Below are 23,084 nucleotides of genomic sequence, written 5' to 3'. Positions count from 1 at the left end.
CTTCTTATTATTTCAGTTACAGATTACTTATATATGTTAATTCCTGATTGTATTTTAATTTCGTTTGCCTTTTTACTCATTCTCGAAAGTGTTTTTGTACAATTAGTTACTTGGACAGATAGTATAGCTGGTAGTGGTGTTATATTTATTTTGTTATATTGCATGCAAAAGATATATCCAGAAGGGCTTGGCGGAGGAGATATAAAACTACTTTCGTTACTTGGATTTATAGTAGGAGTGAAAGGAGTTTTTATCGTTTTATTTTTAGCATCTTGTTTTAGTCTTTGTTTTTTCGGGATTGGTATCGGATTAAAACGTATAGAAGTACGAAAGCCAATTCCATTTGGTCCTTTTATTAGTCTCGGGGCAATATGTTATGTATTGGCCGCATATTCAAATTAGAGAGGGAATCGAAAATGAACGTATATATGGATGATCAAAGAAGTTGCCCGTTCGGGTATGTGCCCGCAACTACAGTAGAATGTGCTTTGCAAATGGTTCGGGATTATGATGTGAATATTCTTTCTCTTGATTTTAATATGGGATGGGGAGCGAAAAATGGACTAGATTTTGTAGAAGCTTTTTGTACAGAGGGGTTATATGTAAATGAAATTCACTTTCATACGAATGATGTCATCGGTATGCACAAGATGAAACAGAGAATGGATAAGGGAAAGGAAGAAGGAGAAATTACTCCTCACCTTGTTATTAAATACGTGGGAAGCTAAAAACTCCAAAGTAAAACTTTGGAGTTTTTAATGTTTCATATGGGCTTGTAAAGGAATAATCTCTTCTTGTTGAGCTGTTGCGATTTCAGTTTCTTCCTGTTGAACTTCAGGCGTTTTCTTTGTTAAGTAGTGGTATACCATACCGACAAATACTGATCCGCCAATAATGTTACCAATTGTAACAGGAATTAAGTTATGAATAGCACCTGAAAAAGAAATTGTCTCAGGATGCGGTGAAACTAAAGATAAAGCAAAGAGTGATAAGTTTGCAATACTATGTTCGTAACCAGATAAGAAGAATGTGAAAACAAGTAGCATCATGACCATTATTTTTGCTGTGTCACCTTTAACCTGAGAAGGTAAGAAGCAAGCAAGACATACGAGCCAGTTACATAAAATGGCTTTAAAGAATAACTGCATCGTAGGTGTATTCATCTTTCCTTCAACGACTTTACTCATTAAGTGACCGTGATCAATTGCTTCAAAAATTCCAGTTGCGTAAAATAGTAAGGCAAAGAATAATGCGCCGGCTAAGTTACCTGCATAACAAGCAACCCAGTTACGAAGTGTATCAGAAATCGTTGTTTCTTTTCTTAAAGTTGCGACAGTAAAGTACATTGTGTTCCCAGTAAACAATTCAGCACCGCCATATATAATAAGTACGAGAGCAATCCCGAAAAACATAGAAGCGGCTAAATAAGTTGCTGGTGAATCTGCAATGTGAAAAAAGTTACCTAATTTAAAACATAGTACAATAATAAAACCGATATAAATACCAGCAAGTGCAGCACGAATGAAATATTGCATTGGGTTTGTATCTAGTATTTTCTTTTTGCTTTTAGCCAGTTTGACAACATAATCTAGTCCTTGTTCTAGCATGAGTAATACGCTCCTTTAGTAAATCTTCTATAAATACTCCTTATATGAATAAAGTACATGGAATTGTTCTTACTTTCAATAAGTTTGTGCAATGTTTCACAAAAAGGACATACATACATTAAGAAAACGTTTACAAAAGGTAGTATAATGGAATTTTTTCTGGACATTGCGAGGAAGAAAGGAAAAAGAAAAAGCGCTGTAATTACAGCGCTTTTTCGTCTAAATTCTTTTCCACTTTTACTTCTACTTCTTTTGAGAAGAACCAACCACCAACTGCGATTCCGACTAATACAATCCAGAATGTAAGCTTCCACGGAGTGGATTCTGGGAATGAATGTGGAATTACATTTAATGCAGGATGTGCTAATGTATAAACTGCTAGCTTCACACCAACCCAACCTACAATTAAGAATGCTGCAGTTTCAAGCCCTGGTTTACGTTTTAAGATTTGTACGAAAGCAGTTGCTGCAAATCGCATAATGATTAATCCGATAAGTCCACCTACAAAGATAACAACGAATTGCCCAGTATCAAGACTACCAATTGTACCTAGTCCTGTTTTTGGTAAAGTCATTGCTAGTGCAACAGCAGCTAAAATTGAATCAACTGCGAAGGCGATATCAGCAACCTCAACTTTAAATACAGTCCACCAAAAGTTCTCTTGTTTTTTCTTTGCTTCTTTTTCTTCTGTTTCTTCATCTGTATTCTTTTTAACATATGTTTTAAATAAGTGATTACCAGCGATAAACATAAGGTAGATGGCACCGATTGCTTGCACTTGCCATACATCGACTAAGAACGAAATCATAAATAACGATCCAAATCGGAAAACGAATGCCCCCGCTAATCCGTAAAATAGTGCTTTCTTTCGTTTTTCTTCTGGTAAATGTTTTACCATAATTGCAAGAACAAGAGCGTTATCAGCCGCTAAAATCCCTTCAAGTGCAATTAGGATGAGTAATACCCAACCATACTCCAATAATAATGATACATCCATGTACATTCTCCTCTCATCTCTATAACTTCTAAATAAGTGAAGAATTTCCCCACTATTTAGTTTCCCCATACTCCTGCCTATTAACTTTGGAAGAATCTGGAAATGAATGCAAAAAAGACCTCTGCCGTTAATAGGCAAAGGTCTTGCTAGACATATGTAATAAAAATGCCAACAAAGCCGGAAGAACTAAGTTCTACGTAATGACGACTTTGTTTCCAAGATATATTCTTGGACGCTACTCCCCTTTGGAGATATGTTATTGTATTCTCATTATATGGATAATTTATACGGTTGTCAACCTGTTAAAATATCTTCATTCGGATACTTTATTTTTCGGTTCTTTTTACGAGCAAATGAAAATGCCAATGTTAAAGGACCCATTTTCCCAAAAAACATCATAAAAATAATAATCGCTTTTCCAATTATAGTTAAGTGGGGTGTTAAGTTCATACTGAGGCCAACAGTCCCAAATGCTGAAAATACTTCGAAAGCACTCATCAATAGAGGAACTCGTTCAGTAATACTCAAAATTAAAATAGCAAAAAAGATAAATGAAATAGAAATAATAGTAATGGTTAATGATTTGACAATGAGAGTATCTTTAATGGATTTTTTAAATACGACAATATCTTCTTGTTCTTGTAAAAATTTAAATACACCAAAAAATATGATTAAAAATGTTGTTAACTTAATCCCCCCACCCGTTGAAGCACTACCAGCACCAATAAACATAAGTAGCATCATTAATAGCAGGGAAGGTTTTGACAATGTAGAAATATCAACTGTATTAAACCCGGCAGTTCGCGTTGAAATTGCTTGGAAATAAGAGGCCATTCCTTCTTCAAATGGGGTAAAACCTCTCATAGAAAGAGAGTTATGGAACTCGAATATAAAAATAAAAAGGGTAGCAATAATGTTGATGATTAGAGTAGAAGAGAGCATAAGTTTTGAATGTAGTGTAAGGTTTTTAAAGTTTTTCTTTCTTTTTATGTCTACGATCACTGTAAAACCAATTCCACCTAAAATGATGAGAGAGGAAATGACGAAATTGACAATAATACTATGAGAATGGGACATTAAATTATCGCTCCACACAGAAAAACCAGCATTGTTAAAGGCTGAGATTGAATGGAAAAAACTATAATAGATCCCTTTGGTAACCCCGTATTTTGGTACCCACTCAAAAGAAAGAATTAAAGTAGCGATACATTCGACTGTAAAAGAGAATAAAAATAATGCTTTGGCAAGACGGATAACGCCGCCTATATTTGTTTGATTTAATGCTTGTTGTAATAAAATACGGTTTTGAAGACCGATTTTTCTGCCGAGCATAATCGCAATTAAGACAGCAAAGCTCATAATACCAAGTCCGCCAACTTGTATAAGCGTTAAAATGACACATTGTCCAAACAAAGTAAATACTTTTCCAGTGTCCACAACACCAAGCCCTGTAACCGTACAGGCAGAAACTGTTGTAAATAAAGCATCGAGCCATGAAATAGACGTTGTTGTAGCAATTGGAAGCTTTAATAAGCATGTACCTATAATTGATAACATGATAAAAGACAAAGTAAGAACGCGGGGAGGACTCATACGAATGTTAATCCGTTTCATGTTATATATCGTTCCTTTCTGTTTGCTCTTACTAGTATGTGAAAAAGTCCGATTATGTATGTGAAAAATAGAAAGAGGCAGAGAATATCTGCCTCTAAGCCATATGTTATATTATTATCCGCGTAATTGTTGTTGAGCTAAAGAAACAAGACGTTTTGTTACTTCACCGCCAACTGATCCGTTAGAACGAGATGCTGTATTAGACCCTAAGCTTACGCCGAATTCTTGTGCAATTTCATATTTAAATTGATCAAGTGCTTGTTCAGCACCTGGAACTAGTAATTTGTTTGTTTTTGCCATGATGATACACATCCTTATGAGTAATCCAGTCCAGATAAGTACTTATCTGAATTGGTACTGTTATTTTATGTGGAACCGGCGTGCTCATACGCGGAAGTAATCGGTGTGATTAGAAGTTATTGGATAGAAAAAAGAGTAGCAAATTTGCTACTCTTTTTTTAGTATTGTCGCTGTACCTTCCACGACAATATCATCCGATTGATTATATATATTTGTTTGCAACGTAATGATTTTTTTATCGTCACGCTTCTTAATAACCTCTGCCACAACGCGAAGTGTATCACCGATTTTGACAGGGGCACGGAATGAAACATTTTGGGATAAATAAATTGTATTTTTGCCTGGGAGTTTCGTTCCAAGGATGGTAGAAATAAAACTCGAAACGAGCATACCATGGGCAATACGTTCTTTAAACATTGTCGTTTTCGCAAAAGAATCTAAAATGTGAATAGGATTCACATCTCCAGTCAATTTTGCAAAATTGATAACATCTTCATCTGTAATTGTTTTTGTAAGGGATGCTTGATCACCGACTTGAATCTCATCATAGCGAAGCTCCGGAACAGTTTGTGCTTCTTGAAATGGATTCATTTTGTCCTCCTTCTTTTCCATATCGAAAAATGTTAGCCATCTTGATGTAGTAGGAGGAAGAAAGAGTTTTGTTTGTGCTGCGGTTAGCTCCCACATTTTTCTTACTTGATGGAAGTAAATAGATTTTTTGAGTTTTCCTCGAACTTTTTTGCGAGTTCCAACTGTTTTGACTTGAACTCTTCCAAAAAACCCTCTAACTGTTTTTGAGCCTCTTCACGTTGTAATTGTTGTTGTTCAATAAATTGTTTTGTTGTTTCTTCAAATTGACCGCTTGTTTGTGTAAGAATTGACAAAGATGTTTTTGTAGGAGAAACAGTAAGTTGATGCATATGAGCAGAAAGTTCCTTCCATTTGTCCTGCCACTCGTTAATTTGATCATTTAAGGAGTTTCCAGTTAATTGTTTCACGTAATCTGTATATTGGTTGTTGAACTGAGCAGTGAGTTGTTGTAGTTCTTTTTCTAGTTCATCTACTCCTGATGTTAATTTATGCAAAGCGTCTTGTTGTTGTTTTAATGTTTCTAAAGTAAGCTGCTCTAATTGTTTCCCAGCTGAAGAGAAAAGGGAAAGTGATTGAGACCAGTTTTTCCAAAATGCATCGACTAATTCGTATGGTTTAGTTTCCATTGTTTGACCCCCAAATGTTTTTTTGCATATTGTGAACGCAGATTACTCTGCTGTACCACCAGGTGAAGATGAAGAATCCTTTTCATCCTTTTCTGGAGAAGTAGAAAATGGAAAGAATGCATTGGTGTATAACGTGAAAAACGTTCGCAACATATTTTGATAATGTTCAAAAGAAGTCGCACATGTTGTTAAATATTGCTCTCCATATTCAGTTAAAGAATAAATTCTTTTTGCCGGCCCTCCATCGCTTGTATCCCAAGTAGAAGAAATAAGGTTTTCTTTTTCTAATTTGCGTAGTGTTCTATAAACATTACCTTGGTCAACAGAAGAAAAGCCGATATCCATTAGCATTTGAATAAGTTTGTAACCATGAAGACTCCAGTCTTTTAGACAGAGAAGTAAGAAGGGAACTAAGAAGTTTTTTGGCATGGAGTTTGGTTGCTTCGCTTGGTTGCTCTCCAAACTTTCGCGTTGTTCTGGTTCATTTTGTAGCATGATTGTGCATCACCTCATGAATCAGTTAGATGGAATTTTTTGCTTATAAGTGCAATTTACACCTATCTGTTTTTAAAGTCAACACATTTGTTAGAAAATAGAAAAAAATAAAATATAGACTTGAAGTTTTATTCAGAATATTAGAAAATAGTGAATAGGTTGAATTGTTTCAAAAACGAAAAAGGGAGTGTAGGTAAAGTGATTGATCAAAAATTCGATCCACTACAAGCATGGAAAAATGCTTATGAACAAACCGAAACATTTTGGGGAAAAGCGCTCAATGAAACAATTAAAACAGAAGAATATTCTGCTTGGATGGGCAGCGTTCTAGATTTGAATTTGTTTTATCAAAAAGCATTAAATGATACGACAAAAAACTATTTAGAACAAGTAAATGTGCCGACGAAAGAGGATATCGCAAGAGTAGCTACGCTAGTTATTAACTTAGAAAATAAAGTAGATAACATTGAGGAGTTTCTAGAGGAGAAAGTCGATTCTTTAGGACAAGCTCCTACATTAAAGCGTGATGTGACGAAAGTGAAACAAGATATTCGTACGCTTGAAACAAAAGTAGATCAAATTTTAGAATTGCTAGAAAAGCAAAATGCAGTACTAGCTAAACTACAAGTACCTGTAAAAGAAGAGGTAAAGCCTGCGAATAAGCCAGAAAATAAAAAATGATAAAAGCGCTTGTTTATAACAGATAAAAGAGAGAGGGAGAATCTCTTTTCACGTATAAACAGCGAAACATAATTATATATGGACTCTATAGTATGAGTACCAAAATGATTCATAACAATCGTTCACAAATTCATTTAAGGGGGAAAAGAAATGGTTCAATTAAATGGAAAAGTAGCAATCGTAACAGGTGGAGCAAAAGGAATTGGAAAAGCAATTACAGTAGCATTAGCACAAGAGGGAGCAAAAGTAGTTATTAACTATAATAGCAGTAAAGAAGCAGCTGAAAATTTAGTGAATGAATTAGGAAAAGACGGACATGATGTTTATGCAGTGCAAGCGGATGTTTCTAAAGTAGAAGATGCAAACCGACTTGTAGAAGAAGCTGTGAATCATTTTGGTAAAGTTGATATTCTTGTTAATAATGCTGGTATTACAAGAGATCGTACATTCAAAAAGTTAAATCGTGAAGATTGGGAGCGCGTAATTGACGTGAATTTAAGTAGCGTATTTAATACGACAAGCGCTGTTCTTCCATACATAACAGAAGCGGAAGAAGGAAGAATTATTAGCATTTCTTCTATTATTGGTCAAGCAGGTGGATTTGGCCAAACAAACTACTCAGCAGCAAAAGCAGGTATGTTAGGATTTACAAAATCATTAGCGTTAGAACTTGCAAAAACAAATGTCACTGTAAACGCTATTTGCCCAGGATTTATTGATACTGAAATGGTAGCAGAAGTACCAGAAGAAGTACGTCAAAAAATCGTTGCAAAAATCCCGAAAAAACGTTTTGGTCAAGCCGATGAAATTGCAAAAGGTGTAGTATACCTATGCCGTGACGGTGCGTATATCACAGGTCAACAATTAAACATTAACGGCGGATTATATATGTAATGAAGTAAGAAAAAAGTGCATATCCATAGCAGGAATGCACTTCTTTTTTTAAGAAGGAAATCGACCAAAAAGGAGATAAAAAAATGACTACATTCGCAACAGAATGGGAAAAGCAATTAGAGCTATACCCAGAAGAGTACCGAAAAGCATACCGCCGAGTGAAAAGGGCGAGTGAAATTTTATTACGTGAACCAGAGCCGCAAGTAGGGTTAACGCCGAAAGAGGTTATTTGGACGAAGAATAAGACGAAGCTTTATCGCTACATTCCAAAACAAGAAAAAACACAAAGAGTTCCAATTCTGTTAATATATGCTCTTATTAATAAACCATATATTATGGATTTAACTCCTGGAAATAGTTTAGTGGAATATCTAGTGGATCGTGGTTTTGATGTGTATATGCTTGATTGGGGCACATTTGGTTTAGAAGATAGTCATTTGAAATTTGATGATTTTGTGTTTGATTATATTGCAAAAGCAGTAAAAAAAGTAATGCGAACTGCAAAATCGGACGAGATTTCTTTACTTGGTTATTGCATGGGTGGAACGCTAACTTCTATTTATGCAGCACTTCATCCGCACATGCCAATTCGTAATTTAATTTTCATGACAAGTCCTTTTGATTTCTCTGAAACAGGATTGTATGGCCCTTTATTAGATGAGAAATACTTCAATTTAGATAAAGCGGTTGATACATTTGGAAATATTCCGCCAGAAATGATTGATTTCGGAAACAAAATGTTAAAGCCAATTACGAACTTTGTTGGTCCATATGTTGCTTTAGTAGATCGTTCAGAGAATGAGCGCTTCGTCGAAAGCTGGAGATTGGTTCAAAAGTGGGTTGGTGATGGTATTCCGTTCCCAGGTGAATCATACAGACAGTGGATTCGTGATTTTTATCAAAATAATAAGTTGGTTAAGGGTGAACTCGTTATTCGCGGACAAAAGGTAGACCTTGCAAATATTAAGGCGAATGTCTTAAATATTTCCGGGAAACGTGATCATATCGCTTTGCCATGTCAAGTAGAAGCATTACTAGACCATATTTCTAGCACAGATAAACAATATGTATGTTTACCAACAGGGCATATGTCTATCGTTTACGGTGGAACAGCTGTAAAACAAACATATCCGACGATTGGAAATTGGCTTGAAGAGCGTTCTAATTAAAAATAAAAAAATCCAACTAGCTTATGTTAGTTGGATTTTTTTATGAAAAATAACAAAACATAGAAAGGAGAAATTTATATTTTAGGAGTATAATTATGAAACTTATGATGGGTAAGTTGTTTTGGAATACAGGAGTTTCTGTACCTTGTTATCCACTGTTAGAAAATGATATGATATGTGATGTGCTCGTAGTTGGAAGCGGCGAAGCCGGTGCTCATATAGCGCATTCGTTAGCGAAAATTGGCATGAGTGTTACACTTATTGAAAAAAGAGCAATTGCGTGTGGTAGCACAGCTGCTAATACAGGTTTACTACAATTTCTTCATGATAAATCGTTAACCTCTCTTATCCATACATTTGGTAAAGAAAAAGGGGTACGAGCATATAAGCTTTGTTATGAAGCGCTAAGAACAATGGAAGAGGTTATACCGACTCTTGATATTAATCCCCATTTTATTCCGCGAAATAGTTTATATTATGCAAGTAAAAGTGAGGATGTCTCATTTTTACAAGAGGAATATAATACGTTACAGAATTATGGATTTCCAGTTGAATATTTTACAGAAGCTGATATTAAGAAACGTTATTCTTTTGCAAAACAAGCAGCGTTATATACGCAAGGTGATGCTGAGGTGAATCCGTATTTACTAGCGTATAGTTTTTTGCATAAAGCAAACCAAATGGGAGCTAATATATATGAACATACAGAGGCAATACATATAAAAAAACGCAAAAATGATTTAATTTGTTACACGAAAACAGGAAATCAAATTGTAGCAAAGAATATTATTATGGCGACAGGTTATGAGGCGCTTTTTGGAAAGAAAGAAAAAAATACAACAGTAGACACCTCTTATGCAATTGTAACAAATGAAATAGATCAATTTGAAGGCTGGCATGAGCGATCGTTAATTTGGGAAACGGCACGGCCCTACTTATATTTTCGAACGTATCGAAACCGCATTATTGTAGGCGGATTAGATGAAGCGCTACAAATTCAAACAATTGGTGATACGAAATTATTGCATAAGCGTGATATCCTTATTAATATTGTAAAAGAGATGTTCCCGCAGTATAAAAATATACAGGCAGACTACTATTGGGCAGCCGCATTTGGTGGTACTCATGATGGTCTCCCCATTTTAAAAGAAGACGAAAAGATACATAATTTGTTTTATGCATTGCCGTATGGAGGTAATGGAACTGTATATGGAATGGTCTTTGCCAAATTATTTGAGCAGTTATTTACAAATAAAGAAAGTAAAGATTTTTCTTTATTTAATCGATAGAAAAAAGGTAGCGAAGTGATGGAATGAGAGATATAAAAAAGTTTTTACAAAAATTACGTCCTGTACAACTCATCGTTTTGTTTTATTTATTAGCGGTAGTTGTATCGGTGATATTGCTTAGTTTACCGTTTGTTACGAAGCCTGGTGTGAAATGGACATTTATAGATGCGCTTTTTACATCGGTTAGTGCGGTAAGTGTTACGGGACTGTCTGTTATTACGATTTCAGATACGTTTACTACAGCAGGAATTATTGTTTTAGCTCTTATTTTACAATTAGGCGGCTTAGGAATTATGGCGCTTGGGACATTTGTTTGGATCATTACGGGGAAAAAGATTGGTTTGCAAAGAAGAAGATTAATTATGGCAGACCATAATCAAGGAAATTTATCGGGTCTCGTAGAATTGATGCGTTCTATTTTAATTGTAATTATTTCAATAGAACTTATTGGAGCAATCTTATTGGGGACAAGATTTTTACTTTACTTTCCGACTTGGCAAGAAGCTTATTTTCACGGTTTCTTTGCAGCTGTTAGTGCGACTACGAACGGCGGATTTGATTTAACAGGACAATCATTAATTCCGTATAAAAAAGATTATATTGTTCAAATGATTCATATGTTACTAATTATTTTAGGAGCGATTGGTTTCCCTGTGCTAATGGAAGTGAAACAATTCCTTAGTAAAAGGAGACAACAATTATTCCGTTTTTCATTATTTACAAAATTGACGACAACAACATTTTTTGCACTCGTTGTTGTTGGTACAATTATGATTTTTTTACTGGAGAGAAATCATTTTTTAGTAGGAAAGTCATGGCATGAAACTGTATTTTATACATTATTCCAATCTGTGACGACGCGAAGTGGTGGACTTGCAACAATGGATATACGTGAATTATCACAACCGACGCTTTTATTTATGAGTATATTAATGTTTATAGGGGCATCTCCAAGTTCGGTTGGGGGCGGAATACGTACAACTACATTTGCTGTTAGTATATTGTCACTATACACCTTTGCAAGGGGCGGTAGAACAGTTAGAGTCTTCAAACGTCAGCTACATGAAGAGGATGTACTGAAAGCATCTGTCGTTATGACGATGGGGATTTTGTTATGTGCTACTGCGCTATTCATTTTATCTATTACGGAAAATGTACCGCTTATGAGCTTAATTGTTGAAGTTTGTTCTGCTTTCGGAACGACGGGACTATCAACAGGTGTTACGCCTGATTTAACAACTGTTGGGAAACTTGTACTTATTGTGCTTATGTTTATCGGACGCGTTGGTATTTTAACATTTATTTTAGCTAGTGGTGGAAGGGAACAACCACCTCGCTATAAATACCCGAAAGAGCGGATTATTATTGGATAGTATGAAACCATTCTACCTACGTTAGGTAGAATGGTTTTTTAGTCGTTAATGCCAAATTGTGGATGCATAAAAGCTTCATTTTTATTATCCACTTCGTTTTTTAGTAACTCTTGATTTTCTTCTGAAATCCACCCAATATCATTTGTCGGATGGATCCACTCATCGCCAGCCATAATGGCAGGATCTACTTCATCACTCCAATTGTTAAGCGGACTGTTCTCGGAATTATATTTACTGTCTCCAATTACAACATTATATTGATTCACAAAAGGTTGTTGCATCGTTTTTCCTGTTCCTTTAAAAGATGGAAAATTCATTTGATGCGGGAGCGTTTCGTCTAAAATGGGTGATTGAATCTTTTCTTTTTTCTTCAAAATTATCGCTCCTTTTTATAATGATTTCTTCATATGTAGTATTTCCATCTAACGCCTCTTATGTACTTGTTAACACTTGCCAGTAATAATTATTTTAAGTTGTTTCAAACTAGAGTAGAAAGTGATTTCTTGAGAGCAGGTGAATGTATTGGTAAAAAGAAAAGTGAAACAAAATGCGGCAATCAATAATAATAAAACTCCGAAAGAAAGCTTACCAGATGCAGAATTTGCATTAGAGTATGAAGGAGAAAATAGCGCAAAGTATGCGAATCGTAATTCAAAAAAAGGGAAACAAAAATGAGGCGTTTTTTACAAACGCCTCATTTTTTTGTGGGATTATAAAGGTTTTTTTAATTATTTGTAAATTTAGTGTTTTCTATTAGCAGAAAAATGCGAAAAAACATAGAAGTAGCAACGTATTACACAAAAACAAACAACAAACAAAAGATTAATGTTGGTTTAATACTGCTTTTACACTAGTTGTTTATATTTGAGTTGTACATAAGATTTGTAAAAGGAGAGAGAAACAGTGAAAAAAACAATCTTTAAAGCTGTAGCGACTGGAATGGTATTTTCGTTATTAATGGGGTGTGGTGCAAAGAAGGAAGAAAGTGCTGGAGCGAAAGTGAAAGATGACAAATTATCTGGATCATTAACTGTTTACACAGCAATTGAAGAAGAGCTTGTACCAATTTATCTTGATTCCTTTAAAAAGAAATATCCTGATGTGAAATTGAACATTGTACGTGATTCAACAGGAGTTATTACTGCGAAATTACTAGCTGAAGGGAAAAATACACAAGCCGATGTTGTATGGGGAACTGCGGCATCAAGTCTATTAGCTTTAGATAAAAAAGATATGTTAAAAGGATACTCTCCAAAAGGAGCAGATCGTGTTCTTCCACAATTTAAAGATGATAAGCAACCTGAAAAATGGGTAGGAAATACTGCATTTATGACGGGGATTGCTGTAAATAAAGAAGAGTTAAAGAAGAAAAATTTACCGATGCCAGAATCATATGAAGATTTAACGAAACCAGAGTATAAAGGAACACTTGTTATGCCACATCCAGCATCATCTGGAACAGGATTTTTAACAGTTTCTGCATGGCTACAAATCATGGGTGAAGATAAAGGCTGGGATTACATGAAGAAACTTCATGATAATATGGCAAGTTATACGCATTCAGGATCAAAACCAGCGAAATTAGCAGGAGCGGGTGAATATCCAGTTGGCGTATCAATGGTTTATAGTGCTTTGAAAGAGAAACAAAAAGGTGCACCAGTTGAAGTTGTATTGCCGAAAGAAGGATTAGGTTGGGAAGTAGAAGCGAACGCACTTATTAAAAAAGATAATGCAAAAAATGAAAAATTAGCGCAAGCATTTTTAGATTGGGCGATTACTGATGATGTAATGAAGTTATACTTCGAGAAAAATGGATTTGCGACAATTAAAAATGATTATAAACTTCCAGATGGATTCCCTAAAGATGTAACAGAAAAGTTATACAAAAAGAATGACTTTAAGTGGGCAGCAGAAAATCGTGACAAAATTTTAGAAAAATGGGAAAAAGAGTTTGGACAAAAAGCAGAACCGAAAAAGTAAGTGAGTGGGAGAGAGAAAAAATGAGCGAATATTTATCAATTCAACACATTCAAAAACAGTTTGATGCATTTACAGCGTTAAAAGATATTTCTTTTACTGTGAACAAAAATGAGTTTGTATGTTTATTAGGCCCAAGTGGTTGTGGGAAAACGACATTGCTTCGAATTTTAGCAGGTCTAGAAGAGGCAACAACAGGTAGTATAGCTGTGAATGGAAAAGATATTACAGCATTACCTCCTGGAAAGAGAAACTTCGGAATGGTGTTTCAATCGTATGCATTATTTCCGAATTTAACAGCACTTGAAAATATTGAATACGGCTTAAAGACAAAAAAATATGGAAAAGCAGAAGTAAAAGAGAAAGCGCTAGAGGCGTTAAAACTTGTAGATTTACTGAATGTAAAAGATAAATATCCTGCTCAAATGTCTGGTGGACAACAGCAGCGAGTGGCACTTGCACGTGCGCTCGCTCTGTCTCCAGATATTTTGTTACTTGATGAGCCGTTATCTGCTTTAGATGCGAAAGTACGTGAAAAGTTACGTAGAGAAATGCGTGATTTGCAAGAGAAAGTAGGAGTAACAACTATTATGGTCACGCATGATCAAGAAGAGGCATTAACGATGGCTGATAAAATTGTTGTAATGAATCATGCGGAAATTATGCAGATTGGAACACCAGAGGAGATTTATCAAAGACCAGCCAATCCGTTTGTGGCAGATTTTATTGGTTCTATTAATTTCTTTTCGAAAAATAACGAAGAGCATGCAATTCGTCCTGAACATGTAACAATTGTACAAAAGGACGGTATTAAAACAGTTGTGGAAAGTATGGAGTTTCGTGGATCTGTATATCGGACGGAAGTGCGAGTCGTAGAAGAAAACACACACCTTTATAATGAGAAAATTGTAGTGGATATATTAGCATCAGAAGTAGAAGTAGCTGATATTAGAAAAGGAAAGCCGATTCAAATCTCTTTCTCAGAAAATCATATGTTGTCATATGGAAAGAAGGTCATTGTATAGATGGAGATGTTAGAAAACTACAAGGTAGAAAGTGCGAAAAAAAAGATTAAGAGAAGTATAGGGAAAGAGGAATGGATCCAAAGGCTTGTAATTATCGGTATGATTCTTTCCTTCCTTATCATACTTGTATTACCACTATTACAACTATTTACACAAGCTTTTTATAATAAAGATGGAGTTTTCATTGGTTTAGCGAATTTCAGTAAATATTTCACAACACCGACTTTAGTTCAGTCTTTACAAAATACGGTATGGATTTCGGGCGCAACAACAATTATTTCAGTTTCAATTGCATTCGTTTACGCATATGCAATTGCCCGTACGAATGTTTTTGGAAAGCGTGTATTTCAGTATGTAGCGTTATTACCATTGTTTGCACCAACGATGATGCATGGTATAGCACTTACATATTTATTTGGTAATCAAGGGCTAGTAACGAAAGGAATGTTTGGGTTATTTGAAGGTATACAAATCCCTTTATATGGACCAGTAGGAATTGTAATAGCTGAAGTTATGTATACATTTCCGCAAGCCTTTCTCATATTACTAATTGCCTTTCAAGGATCCGATTATCGTTTATATGAAGCTTCTAATATGCTAGGGGCGAGTAAAACAAAACAATTTTTCACGGTTACTTTACCTAGTGTAAAGTACGGATTAATTAGTGCAATGTTTGTTGTGTTTACACTTAGTTTCACTGATTTTGGGGCACCAAAAATTGTTGGTGGACAATATAATGTGCTTGCTACTGACGTATACAAACAAGTAATTGGACAGCAAAATATGTCGATGGGTGCAACAGTTGGAATGATTTTATTAATCCCAGCTATATTCGCATTTGCAGTTGATCGTATTACGCAAAGAAAGCAGGCGAATTTCTTATCTTCAAAAGCAGTACCATACAGAATAATAGCTAATAAGAAAAGAGATGTCATCTCATTCATATACTGTAGTGTGATTACATTTATGATCATTCTGTTATTTGTGGCAGTTGGTATTGCTGCAAGTGTGAAAGTATGGCCATATAATATGAGTTTTACATTTGAGCATTTTAATTTTTCGAGTTTAACAGGAGATGGACTTGAAGCATTTAAAAATAGCGTAATTGTTTCAGCAGTTACAGCAGTTATTGGGGCGATTTTAACATTTGTATTTGCATATGCAATTGAGAAAATAGACCAGCTACAATTCTTCCGAAAAACAGGTTACTTTTTCTCTATCGTTCCTTTAGCCATACCAGGTTTAGTACTCGGATTAGGATATGTCTTTTTCTTTAGTCAACCAACGATTCAAATTTTGGGACTATCAGTAACGAACCCGTTTCATTCTTTATACGGAACAATCGCTGTGTTAGTACTAGTAAATATCATTCATTTTTATTCTGTAACATTTGTCACGGCAACGACTGCTTTAAAGAAATTAGATCGAGAGTTTGAGCTTGTTTCGCAGTCGATGGGTATTCCGTTTTATAAAACATTCTTTAGAGTAACGGTACCAATGTGTTTACCAGCAATTTTAGAAATGGTAATGTACTACTTCGTAAATTCAATGGTAACTGTATCGGCAGTTGTATTCCTATATGCAGCTGATTTTAAACTAGCTGCCGTATCAATCGTAAATATGGATGATGCAGGAAATGTGGCGCCAGCAGCTGCAATGAGTGTGCTTATTGTTGTTACAAATATTGTAGTAAGAGTTGTATATGAATGGGGAACGAAAGCACTTCGTAACCGAACTTCACAATGGCAAAAAAGATAAGTAAGAAAGGTGATGGACAGAATGAAAATTGAAGCAGTTATTTTTGATTGGGCAGGGACAACAGTTGATTACGGATGTTTTGCACCACTAGAAGTATTCATGGAGATTTTTCATAAACGGGGTGTAGCAATTACAGCAGAAGAAGCTCGTAAGCCAATGGGGTTATTAAAAATAGATCATGTAAGGGCACTTACTGAGATGCCTCGTATTGCGAGTGAGTGGAATCGTGTTTTCCGACAATTACCAACAGAAGCAGACATTCAGGAGATGTATGAAGAATTTGAAGAGATTCTCTTCGCTATTTTGCCGCGCTATGCTTCGCCGATTAATGGAGTAAAAGAAGTGATTGCTTCTTTACGTGAAAGAGGAATTAAAATTGGTTCAACGACTGGTTATACGAGAGAAATGATGGATATTGTAGCAAAGGAAGCAGCGTTACAAGGATATAAACCTGATTTTCTTGTTACGCCAGATGATGTTCCAGCAGGCCGTCCATATCCATGGATGTGCTATAAAAATGCAATGGAACTTGGTGTGTATCCGATGAACCATATGATAAAAGTTGGGGACACAGTATCAGATATGAAAGAAGGTAGAAATGCTGGAATGTGGACAGTTGGTGTAATTCTTGGCAGTAGCGAGCTCGGTTTAACGGAAGAAGAAGTGGAGAAGATGGATTCGGTAGAACTTCGTGAAAAAATAGAAGTAGTTCGCAATCGTTTCGTTGAAAATGGGGCGCACTTTACGATAGAAACGATGCAGGAACTCGAAAGCGTAATGGAACATATCGAGAAACAAGAACTTATTATTTCATAAAAGGGGAATAGGATCATGACTGAAAATCACTACTTATTATTAACACCAGGACCATTAACGACAACAAAATCAGTAAAAGAAGTTATGCTATACGATTGGTGTACGTGGGATGATGAATATAATACGATGGTGCAAGAAGTAAGAGCTAAACTTGTATCGTTAGCGACGAAGGAAGAAGAGAAATATACAACAGTGTTAATGCAAGGAAGCGGTACGTTTTCAGTTGAAGCAGTAATTGGTTCTGTTATTCCGGCAAATGGGAAGATTCTCGTTTGTACAAATGGTGCGTACGGTAAGCGCATTGTGCAAATGGCAGAGATGTTACAGATTGATGTAGTGGTCAGTCAAACAGAAGAGTGGGAACCTACTAATATTGTAGAAGTAGAGAAGTTATTGCAAGAAGATAAAGAGATTACGCATATTGCAGTTGTTCATTGCGAAACGACGACAGGCATTATAAATCCAATTGTAGATGTATGTAAATTAGGAAAACAGTATGGAAAGGTTACAATTGTTGATGCGATGAGTAGTTTCGGCGGGATTGAAATAGACATTGCTGATTTACAAATTGATTTTTTAATTAGTAGTGCGAATAAGTGTATTCAAGGGGTTCCTGGATTCGGATTTGTAATCGCAAAACGTGATGAATTATTGAAGTGTAAAGGGCAAGGACGCTCTTTATCTCTTGATTTATATGATCAATGGGAAACGATGGAAAAACAAAATGGGAAATGGCGTTTTACTTCACCTACACATGTTGTACATGCTTTTTATCAAGCACTACTTGAACTAGAAAAAGAGGGAGGAGTAAGAGCGCGTTACAATCGATATTACAACAATCAAAAACTACTAGTAAATAGAATGGGAGAAATCGGATTTAAGCCACTAGTAGATGAGGAATACCAATCTCCTATTATTACATCTTTCATTTATCCAAAAGAGGGATTCGAGTTTCAACAGTTATATAACGAATTAAAGCGTTATGGATTTGTTATTTACCCTGGGAAAATTTCGAAAGTGGATACGTTCCGCATTGGAAATATCGGTGATGTACATGAACAAGATATTAATCGCTTAGTTGATAGTATTGCTAAAGGAGCTGTTATTGGGTGAAAGTGTTTTGCTTAGGTGGAGCAGGTAAAATTTGTCGCGAAGCTATTTTGGATTTAGTTCAATTTTCATCTTTTGAGACAATTACAGTAGCTGATTTTAACGAGGTAGAGGGCCGTAAAGTAGTAGAATGGCTCAACGACCCTCGTGTTGATTTTGTAAAAGTAGATGTAACGGATCACGAGGATACGGTTGCAAAAATGATTGGTTATGACATTGTAATGGACGGTACGACGATAAAGTTAAACAGATTGTCGACCCGCTGTATTGCAGAAGCAGGATGTCACGGTGTGAACTTAAATGGATTTGGTGAAGAAAATGAATCGCATGCTATATTTGTTGAAAATGAAAAGATATGTTTACCTGGATTTGGCATGACGCCGGGTGTAACGCAAATGATGGCAATGCATGCAGCAAATCAATTGGATACTGTAGAGTCTGTCCGTGTAAGTCACGGTTCGTATCGTCCGATTGCTTTTTCTGCATCAATTACAGAGACAACGACATATGAATATGATCCATATTTACCATCGCGTACAGTGTATGAAGATGGTGAATTTAAGCAAGTACCTCCGTTTGCGCGTCCGAGAGAAATAGAATTGCCAGAGCCTTATGGTAAGGCAACGCAGTATATCATTCCGCATTCTGAAACGATTACGCTAGCAAAGGCATTAGAAAATAAAGGTGTCAAACTGATAGAGACGAGAGGAACTTGGCCACAGCAAAATATGCAACTTGTACGTGCTTTATATGATTACGGCATATTGCGTAATGATCAGATTGAAATAAACGGGAAAGAAATAGGCATTATGGATTGTATTTCACAGTATTTATTGCAATCGAAAGAAGGGCAAGAAACAGAGCTTTATGGTTATGCACTTCATGTAGAAGTAATAGGTATGAAAAATAATGAGAAGCAAAGACATGTGTTATATCATACACATCCGTTATTTGATGGTTCTGTTGTAGGATGGGAAAAATTAAGAGCGTATACGAGAAACGTCGGTATTCCATTTGGGATTGCTGCAGAGTTAATTGCAAATGGAAATGTAAATAGGGTGGGTGTTGTTACGCCTGAAGAAGCCTTTGAAAATCCACAATTAATTTTTGATGAGCTAGCAAAGCGCGGTATTCATATTCATGAAGAAGTTTCTACTTATAAAGAAAATTATAGCTTTGTATAAGTAAGGACGTTTATAAGGGAGATATAAATGAGGTGAAGCTATGTCTGTAGTAGGAGAAGAAAGAAAGCGAACCATTCTTGAAAAGGTAGAATTTAAAGGGAAAGTAAAGGTTTCAGAATTAGCGAGAGAATTTGCTGTATCAACAGAAACGATTCGTCGATATTTAGAAGAATTAGATCGTGAAAAGAAGCTGAAAAAAGTGTATGGTGGAGCTGTTCAACTTCCAGGCGCTGGAGTAGAGGCACCAATGTTAGAAAGAGAAATGCTACATATAGAAGAGAAGAAAAGAATTGGTTATAAAGCAGCGACATTTGTAGAAGACGGTGATGTCATTGCAATTGATGATGGAAGTACACCGCTTCAAATGGTTCCATACCTTGTTCATCGTAAAAACTTAACGATTGTAACAAGTTCATTTCCAGTCGCAACACAATTAATTTCTTCTATTAATAAAAAGATGTTTCACGGTGAAGTTTTGTTTATAGGTGGAAAAGTATCTCCAAAGCATTCGCGTGTATCAGGGTCTATTTCTCAGCAAGTCATACAGCAATTTCATTTTCATAAAGCGTTCGTTTCGATTGATGGGTTATTACCTAGTTTTGGAGTTTCCAGCTTTGAATTAGAGAAAGCGAAATTGTCAGAGGCGATGATGAAATTAGCTGAGAAAACATATATTTTATGTGATCATACGAAGGTAGGCGTGAAAGGGAATTATCGTATAGCAGCAATTTCGCGTATTCAACACGTAATTTGTGATAAAAAAATGCCATATAGCTTTGAAGAAGAACTTAAGAAGCATAATATACAGTGGACAGTTTGTTAAATACAGTGAAAGCACATAAACTCCCGCCTAATTTTTAGGAGGGAGTTTTATTATCTGTAAATCGTAAAATAAAAGATTTGCAGTTATGCAAAAAGTGGACACATTTTCTCACCTCTTTCATATAATTTACCAATACAAAAAAAGTTGGTCGAAGGAAAGAAGGGAGAACATGTCAGAACGAATATATAATAAACTTGTATTGTACGCGAATATTTTGCAAAAAATCGGTGTCATCAATGAGAAGGAAAAAAGTGAAATTCTTCATACGATAGGTAAAAAAGCCCTTTGAATAAAGGGCTTTTTTATTTTTTATCTTTAAAAATATAAATTTAATGTAATATTCTCATTGACAATGATAATGATATTCATTATCATTTATTTGTGGATAATTGATAATACTTATCAATTGTAAAGATTATATATGATAGGGGATATTATTTTGAAAAAAAATTACATGAAGGCGCTAGTAGTAGCGACAACATTAGCAATTCCATTTGCTACGTACTCTACTCCAGCATTAGCGGCATTAAAAGTTGAAGCAAATCAATCGGTAGCAGCAGCGAGTGATCGCACGTATGATACTGAGATTAAAATATATAAGGACCAAAAAGATGAGCCATCTATGGTTTCTCAATATATAAAAGATCCTAAAGTAACGATTGCAGCTGGCAAAAAAATTGTCACTGTAACAATGCAAGATAGTGATTATTTTCAATATCTTAGAATAGAAGATAGAAACCAGCCTGGTGTATTTCATGATGTGAAGGTTTTGTCAGAAGATAGGAGGAAGAATGGAACGAAAATAGTTCAATTTGAAATTGGTGAGTTTGAGAAGAAGCACAATATGCAAATGCATATACTTATTCCAGCTATTGGATATGATCACAAATATCAAGTTCAATTTGAAATTAAAGATCCAACTGTAGGTAACAAAGAAACAGAGAAACCAGATGATAACTCTAATTCAGGCAATACGGAAACGGATAATCCAGTTGATAATCAAAATATGATAACAGATAACAAATTAAGAGAACTTGTGAATAAAAAAGTATTTAATAGAAAAGATTTAAATACACCAATTACGAAAGAAGAGTTATTACAAGTAAAGGATTTGTTTTTAAATACGAATGAGATACTTGATTATAGTGCATTAAAATATATGCCAAATTTAAAATCTTTAACAGTTGCGAATGCGAAGATAAAAGATCCGTCGTTCTTTGCGAACTTAAAGCAATTAAGTCATTTAGCTTTGCGTGGTAATGAATTTTCAGATGTAACGCCACTTGTTAAGATGGATAATTTAGAATCTCTTGATTTAAGTAATAATAAAATTACAAACGTTGCACCACTAACTGAAATGAAAAATGTAAAAAGTTTATTTCTATCAGGCAACCAAATAGAAGATGTAACAGCATTAGCGAAAATGGAACAACTAGATTACTTGAATTTAGCAAATAATAAAATTACGAACGTTGCTCCATTAAGCGCTTTGAAAAATGTAACATACTTAACTTTAGCAGGTAATCAAATTGAAGATATTAAAGCGTTATATTCATTACCTTTAACAGACTTAGTATTAACACGTAATAAAGTTAAAGATTTATCCGGCATTGAGCAAATGAAGCAATTAGAAGAATTGTGGATCGGGAAAAATGAAATAAAAGATGTTACTCCTCTAAGTAAGATGACACAGTTAAAACAATTACACTTACCTAACAATGAGTTAAAGGATATTACGCCATTATCAAGTTTAGTAAACTTACAAAAGCTTGATTTAGAAGCGAATTATATTTCAGACTTATCACCAGTTAGTAATTTGAAAAAATTAGTATTTCTAAGTTTTGTTGCAAATGAAATCCGTGATGTCCGACCAGTTATAGAACTAAGTAAGACGGCTTATATTAATGTCCAAAATCAAAAAGTATTTTTAGAGGAAACAGAAGTAAATAAAGAAGTAAAAGTACCTATATATGAAAAAGATGGTGAGGTTTCTACGAAAATCCGTCTGAAGAGCGATAACGGTACGTATAGTAATGGTGTAGTGAAATGGAGTACACCAGGTGAGAAAATATATGAATTTGGTGTGAAAGATCCATTCGCGGATACAGGAATTTTCTTTACAGGGTCTGTTATTCAAAATGTAGTAGAAAGTAAAGACGGTAATACGTCTAAAGAAGATGAGAAAACAGAAGTGGTAGAATTTAAAGATGTACCAAAGGGACATTGGTCAGAAGAAGCAATTAATTACTTAGCGAAAGAAAAATTATTTATAGGCTATGGAAATGGTGAATTTGGATTTGGTGATAACATTACTCGTGGACAAGTAGCTCTTCTAATACAAAGGTATTTAAAATTAGAAAATAATCTAGTACCAAAAACGGCATTTACAGATACGAAAGGAAATATGTATGAAACGGCTATTGATGCAGTGGTTCAAGCTGGAATTATGACAGGCTATGGAAATGGTATGTTCCGTCCAGATGGAGTATTAACTCGATATGAAATGTCAGTAGTATTACAAAGAGTATTTCAGTTAAAAGAAAATGAAAATAGTGCAGAGAATTTTAAAGATATACCAAATGACCATTGGGCGAAAGGATATGTGAAAGCTTTAGTGGATAATAAAATATCAAAAGGCGATGGGGAAGGGAATTTTTTAGGAGATAATTTCGTAACACGTGAACAATATGCACAGTTTTTATATAATGCAATAAAGAAATAAAGTGAAACTTTAATCAGTGGGGGTTTTGTTCAT

The 23,084-nt window shown here is 35.1% G+C and carries 24 protein-coding genes and 1 riboswitch; of the genes, 16 read left to right on the top strand and 8 right to left on the bottom strand.

Translation table 11 applies throughout. The features are described 5' to 3' along the window. Positions 1 to 402: prepilin peptidase (locus ABWK52_RS19010; protein WP_353772072.1), on the top strand; the 402-nt coding region annotated here is incomplete at its 5' end. Between the two features lie 14 nt (positions 403 to 416). Continuing rightward, on the top strand, positions 417 to 728 hold the full coding sequence (locus tag ABWK52_RS19005; RefSeq protein ID WP_001103760.1) for a cyclic-phosphate processing receiver domain-containing protein: 312 nt from the start codon (positions 417 to 419) through the stop codon (positions 726 to 728). 27 nt (positions 729 to 755) lie between these two features. On the opposite strand, the gene ABWK52_RS19000 is transcribed toward ABWK52_RS19005, so the two are convergent. The 7 genes from ABWK52_RS19000 to phaQ all read right to left on the bottom strand — a co-directional run bounded on the left by ABWK52_RS19000 (position 756) and on the right by phaQ (position 6,230). Beyond that, a complete protein-coding gene (locus tag ABWK52_RS19000; protein WP_000893027.1) occupies positions 756 to 1,607 on the bottom strand; it encodes a formate/nitrite transporter family protein in 852 nt (283 codons plus the stop codon). Positions 1,608 to 1,809: 202 nt separating this feature from the next. After that, positions 1,810 to 2,604, bottom strand: coding sequence for a TerC family protein (locus ABWK52_RS18995; RefSeq protein ID WP_000383326.1), 795 nt, complete (start codon positions 2,602 to 2,604; stop codon positions 1,810 to 1,812). Between the two features lie 82 nt (positions 2,605 to 2,686). Next, a riboswitch (yybP-ykoY riboswitch) is annotated at positions 2,687 to 2,860 on the bottom strand. Positions 2,861 to 2,898: 38 nt separating this feature from the next. Then, complete coding sequence (locus ABWK52_RS18990) at positions 2,899 to 4,218, bottom strand: TrkH family potassium uptake protein (protein ID WP_000822339.1); 1,320 nt, start codon at positions 4,216 to 4,218, stop codon at positions 2,899 to 2,901. 114 nt (positions 4,219 to 4,332) lie between these two features. Next, positions 4,333 to 4,518, bottom strand: coding sequence for an alpha/beta-type small acid-soluble spore protein (locus ABWK52_RS18985; protein WP_001140707.1), 186 nt, complete (start codon positions 4,516 to 4,518; stop codon positions 4,333 to 4,335). Positions 4,519 to 4,665: 147 nt separating this feature from the next. After that, positions 4,666 to 5,109 (bottom strand): MaoC family dehydratase, encoded by a 444-nt coding sequence (locus tag ABWK52_RS18980; RefSeq protein ID WP_001067916.1) that lies wholly within the window; start codon positions 5,107 to 5,109, stop codon positions 4,666 to 4,668. A 101-nt stretch (positions 5,110 to 5,210) separates the two neighbouring features. Further along, complete coding sequence (gene phaP / locus ABWK52_RS18975) at positions 5,211 to 5,735, bottom strand: polyhydroxyalkanoic acid inclusion protein PhaP (RefSeq protein ID WP_000448594.1); 525 nt, start codon at positions 5,733 to 5,735, stop codon at positions 5,211 to 5,213. Positions 5,736 to 5,777: 42 nt separating this feature from the next. Then, positions 5,778 to 6,230: a poly-beta-hydroxybutyrate-responsive repressor gene (phaQ, locus tag ABWK52_RS18970; RefSeq protein WP_000939955.1), complete on the bottom strand. Its 453-nt coding sequence runs from the start codon at positions 6,228 to 6,230 to the stop codon at positions 5,778 to 5,780. A 198-nt stretch (positions 6,231 to 6,428) separates the two neighbouring features. On the opposite strand from phaQ, the gene phaR reads away from it, so the two are divergent. From phaR to ABWK52_RS18945, 5 genes are all read left to right on the top strand, one after another. Continuing rightward, complete coding sequence (phaR, locus tag ABWK52_RS18965; RefSeq protein WP_000566942.1) at positions 6,429 to 6,911, top strand: polyhydroxyalkanoic acid synthase subunit PhaR; 483 nt, start codon at positions 6,429 to 6,431, stop codon at positions 6,909 to 6,911. A 150-nt stretch (positions 6,912 to 7,061) separates the two neighbouring features. Further along, entirely contained in the window at positions 7,062 to 7,805 is a 744-nt protein-coding gene (locus ABWK52_RS18960) for an acetoacetyl-CoA reductase (protein ID WP_000250407.1), read from the top strand. Between the two features lie 83 nt (positions 7,806 to 7,888). Continuing rightward, entirely contained in the window at positions 7,889 to 8,974 is a 1,086-nt protein-coding gene (phaC, locus tag ABWK52_RS18955) for a class III poly(R)-hydroxyalkanoic acid synthase subunit PhaC (RefSeq protein WP_000206336.1), read from the top strand. 95 nt (positions 8,975 to 9,069) lie between these two features. Then, on the top strand, positions 9,070 to 10,263 hold the full coding sequence (locus tag ABWK52_RS18950) for an NAD(P)/FAD-dependent oxidoreductase (protein ID WP_000772518.1): 1,194 nt from the start codon (positions 9,070 to 9,072) through the stop codon (positions 10,261 to 10,263). Positions 10,264 to 10,286: 23 nt separating this feature from the next. Continuing rightward, positions 10,287 to 11,636, top strand: coding sequence for a TrkH family potassium uptake protein (locus ABWK52_RS18945; protein ID WP_001204707.1), 1,350 nt, complete (start codon positions 10,287 to 10,289; stop codon positions 11,634 to 11,636). A 38-nt stretch (positions 11,637 to 11,674) separates the two neighbouring features. Here the strand turns inward: ABWK52_RS18945 and ABWK52_RS18940 are convergent, their stop codons facing one another. Further along, positions 11,675 to 12,010 (bottom strand): DUF3905 domain-containing protein, encoded by a 336-nt coding sequence (locus ABWK52_RS18940; RefSeq protein ID WP_000726028.1) that lies wholly within the window; start codon positions 12,008 to 12,010, stop codon positions 11,675 to 11,677. 148 nt (positions 12,011 to 12,158) lie between these two features. On the opposite strand from ABWK52_RS18940, the gene ABWK52_RS18935 reads away from it, so the two are divergent. From ABWK52_RS18935 to ABWK52_RS18895, 9 genes are all read left to right on the top strand, one after another. Beyond that, positions 12,159 to 12,311: a hypothetical protein gene (locus ABWK52_RS18935; protein WP_000240799.1), complete on the top strand. Its 153-nt coding sequence runs from the start codon at positions 12,159 to 12,161 to the stop codon at positions 12,309 to 12,311. 228 nt (positions 12,312 to 12,539) lie between these two features. Beyond that, the gene (locus ABWK52_RS18930) at positions 12,540 to 13,616 is read left to right on the top strand and encodes a putative 2-aminoethylphosphonate ABC transporter substrate-binding protein (protein WP_000750895.1); all 1,077 of its coding nucleotides are present in this window, start codon (positions 12,540 to 12,542) and stop codon (positions 13,614 to 13,616) included. Between the two features lie 20 nt (positions 13,617 to 13,636). Beyond that, the gene (locus ABWK52_RS18925) at positions 13,637 to 14,638 is read left to right on the top strand and encodes a putative 2-aminoethylphosphonate ABC transporter ATP-binding protein (protein WP_000006190.1); all 1,002 of its coding nucleotides are present in this window, start codon (positions 13,637 to 13,639) and stop codon (positions 14,636 to 14,638) included. Beyond that, a complete protein-coding gene (locus tag ABWK52_RS18920) occupies positions 14,639 to 16,396 on the top strand; it encodes a putative 2-aminoethylphosphonate ABC transporter permease subunit (RefSeq protein WP_000425514.1) in 1,758 nt (585 codons plus the stop codon). It begins immediately after the preceding gene. Between the two features lie 21 nt (positions 16,397 to 16,417). After that, positions 16,418 to 17,212, top strand: coding sequence for a phosphonoacetaldehyde hydrolase (gene phnX, locus ABWK52_RS18915; RefSeq protein WP_000687365.1), 795 nt, complete (start codon positions 16,418 to 16,420; stop codon positions 17,210 to 17,212). Positions 17,213 to 17,227: 15 nt separating this feature from the next. After that, positions 17,228 to 18,325, top strand: coding sequence for a 2-aminoethylphosphonate--pyruvate transaminase (gene phnW, locus ABWK52_RS18910; protein WP_000138230.1), 1,098 nt, complete (start codon positions 17,228 to 17,230; stop codon positions 18,323 to 18,325). Continuing rightward, entirely contained in the window at positions 18,322 to 19,506 is a 1,185-nt protein-coding gene (locus tag ABWK52_RS18905; protein ID WP_098541366.1) for a saccharopine dehydrogenase family protein, read from the top strand. Before phnW ends, ABWK52_RS18905 begins: the two co-directional genes overlap by 4 nt. Before the next feature lie 40 nt (positions 19,507 to 19,546). Further along, complete coding sequence (locus ABWK52_RS18900) at positions 19,547 to 20,329, top strand: DeoR/GlpR family DNA-binding transcription regulator (protein WP_000117667.1); 783 nt, start codon at positions 19,547 to 19,549, stop codon at positions 20,327 to 20,329. A gap of 421 nt (positions 20,330 to 20,750) precedes the next feature. Next, complete coding sequence (locus ABWK52_RS18895; RefSeq protein WP_098541368.1) at positions 20,751 to 23,051, top strand: NEAT domain-containing leucine-rich repeat protein; 2,301 nt, start codon at positions 20,751 to 20,753, stop codon at positions 23,049 to 23,051. Positions 23,052 to 23,084: the final 33 nt, after the last annotated feature.

It is taken from the genome of Bacillus sp. AP50, assembly GCF_040492675.1.
Taxonomy (GTDB): domain Bacteria; phylum Bacillota; class Bacilli; order Bacillales; family Bacillaceae_G; genus Bacillus_A; species Bacillus_A cereus.
Note: the sequence above shows the minus strand (reverse complement) of the source record. Positions and strands in the feature narration are given on the sequence as shown.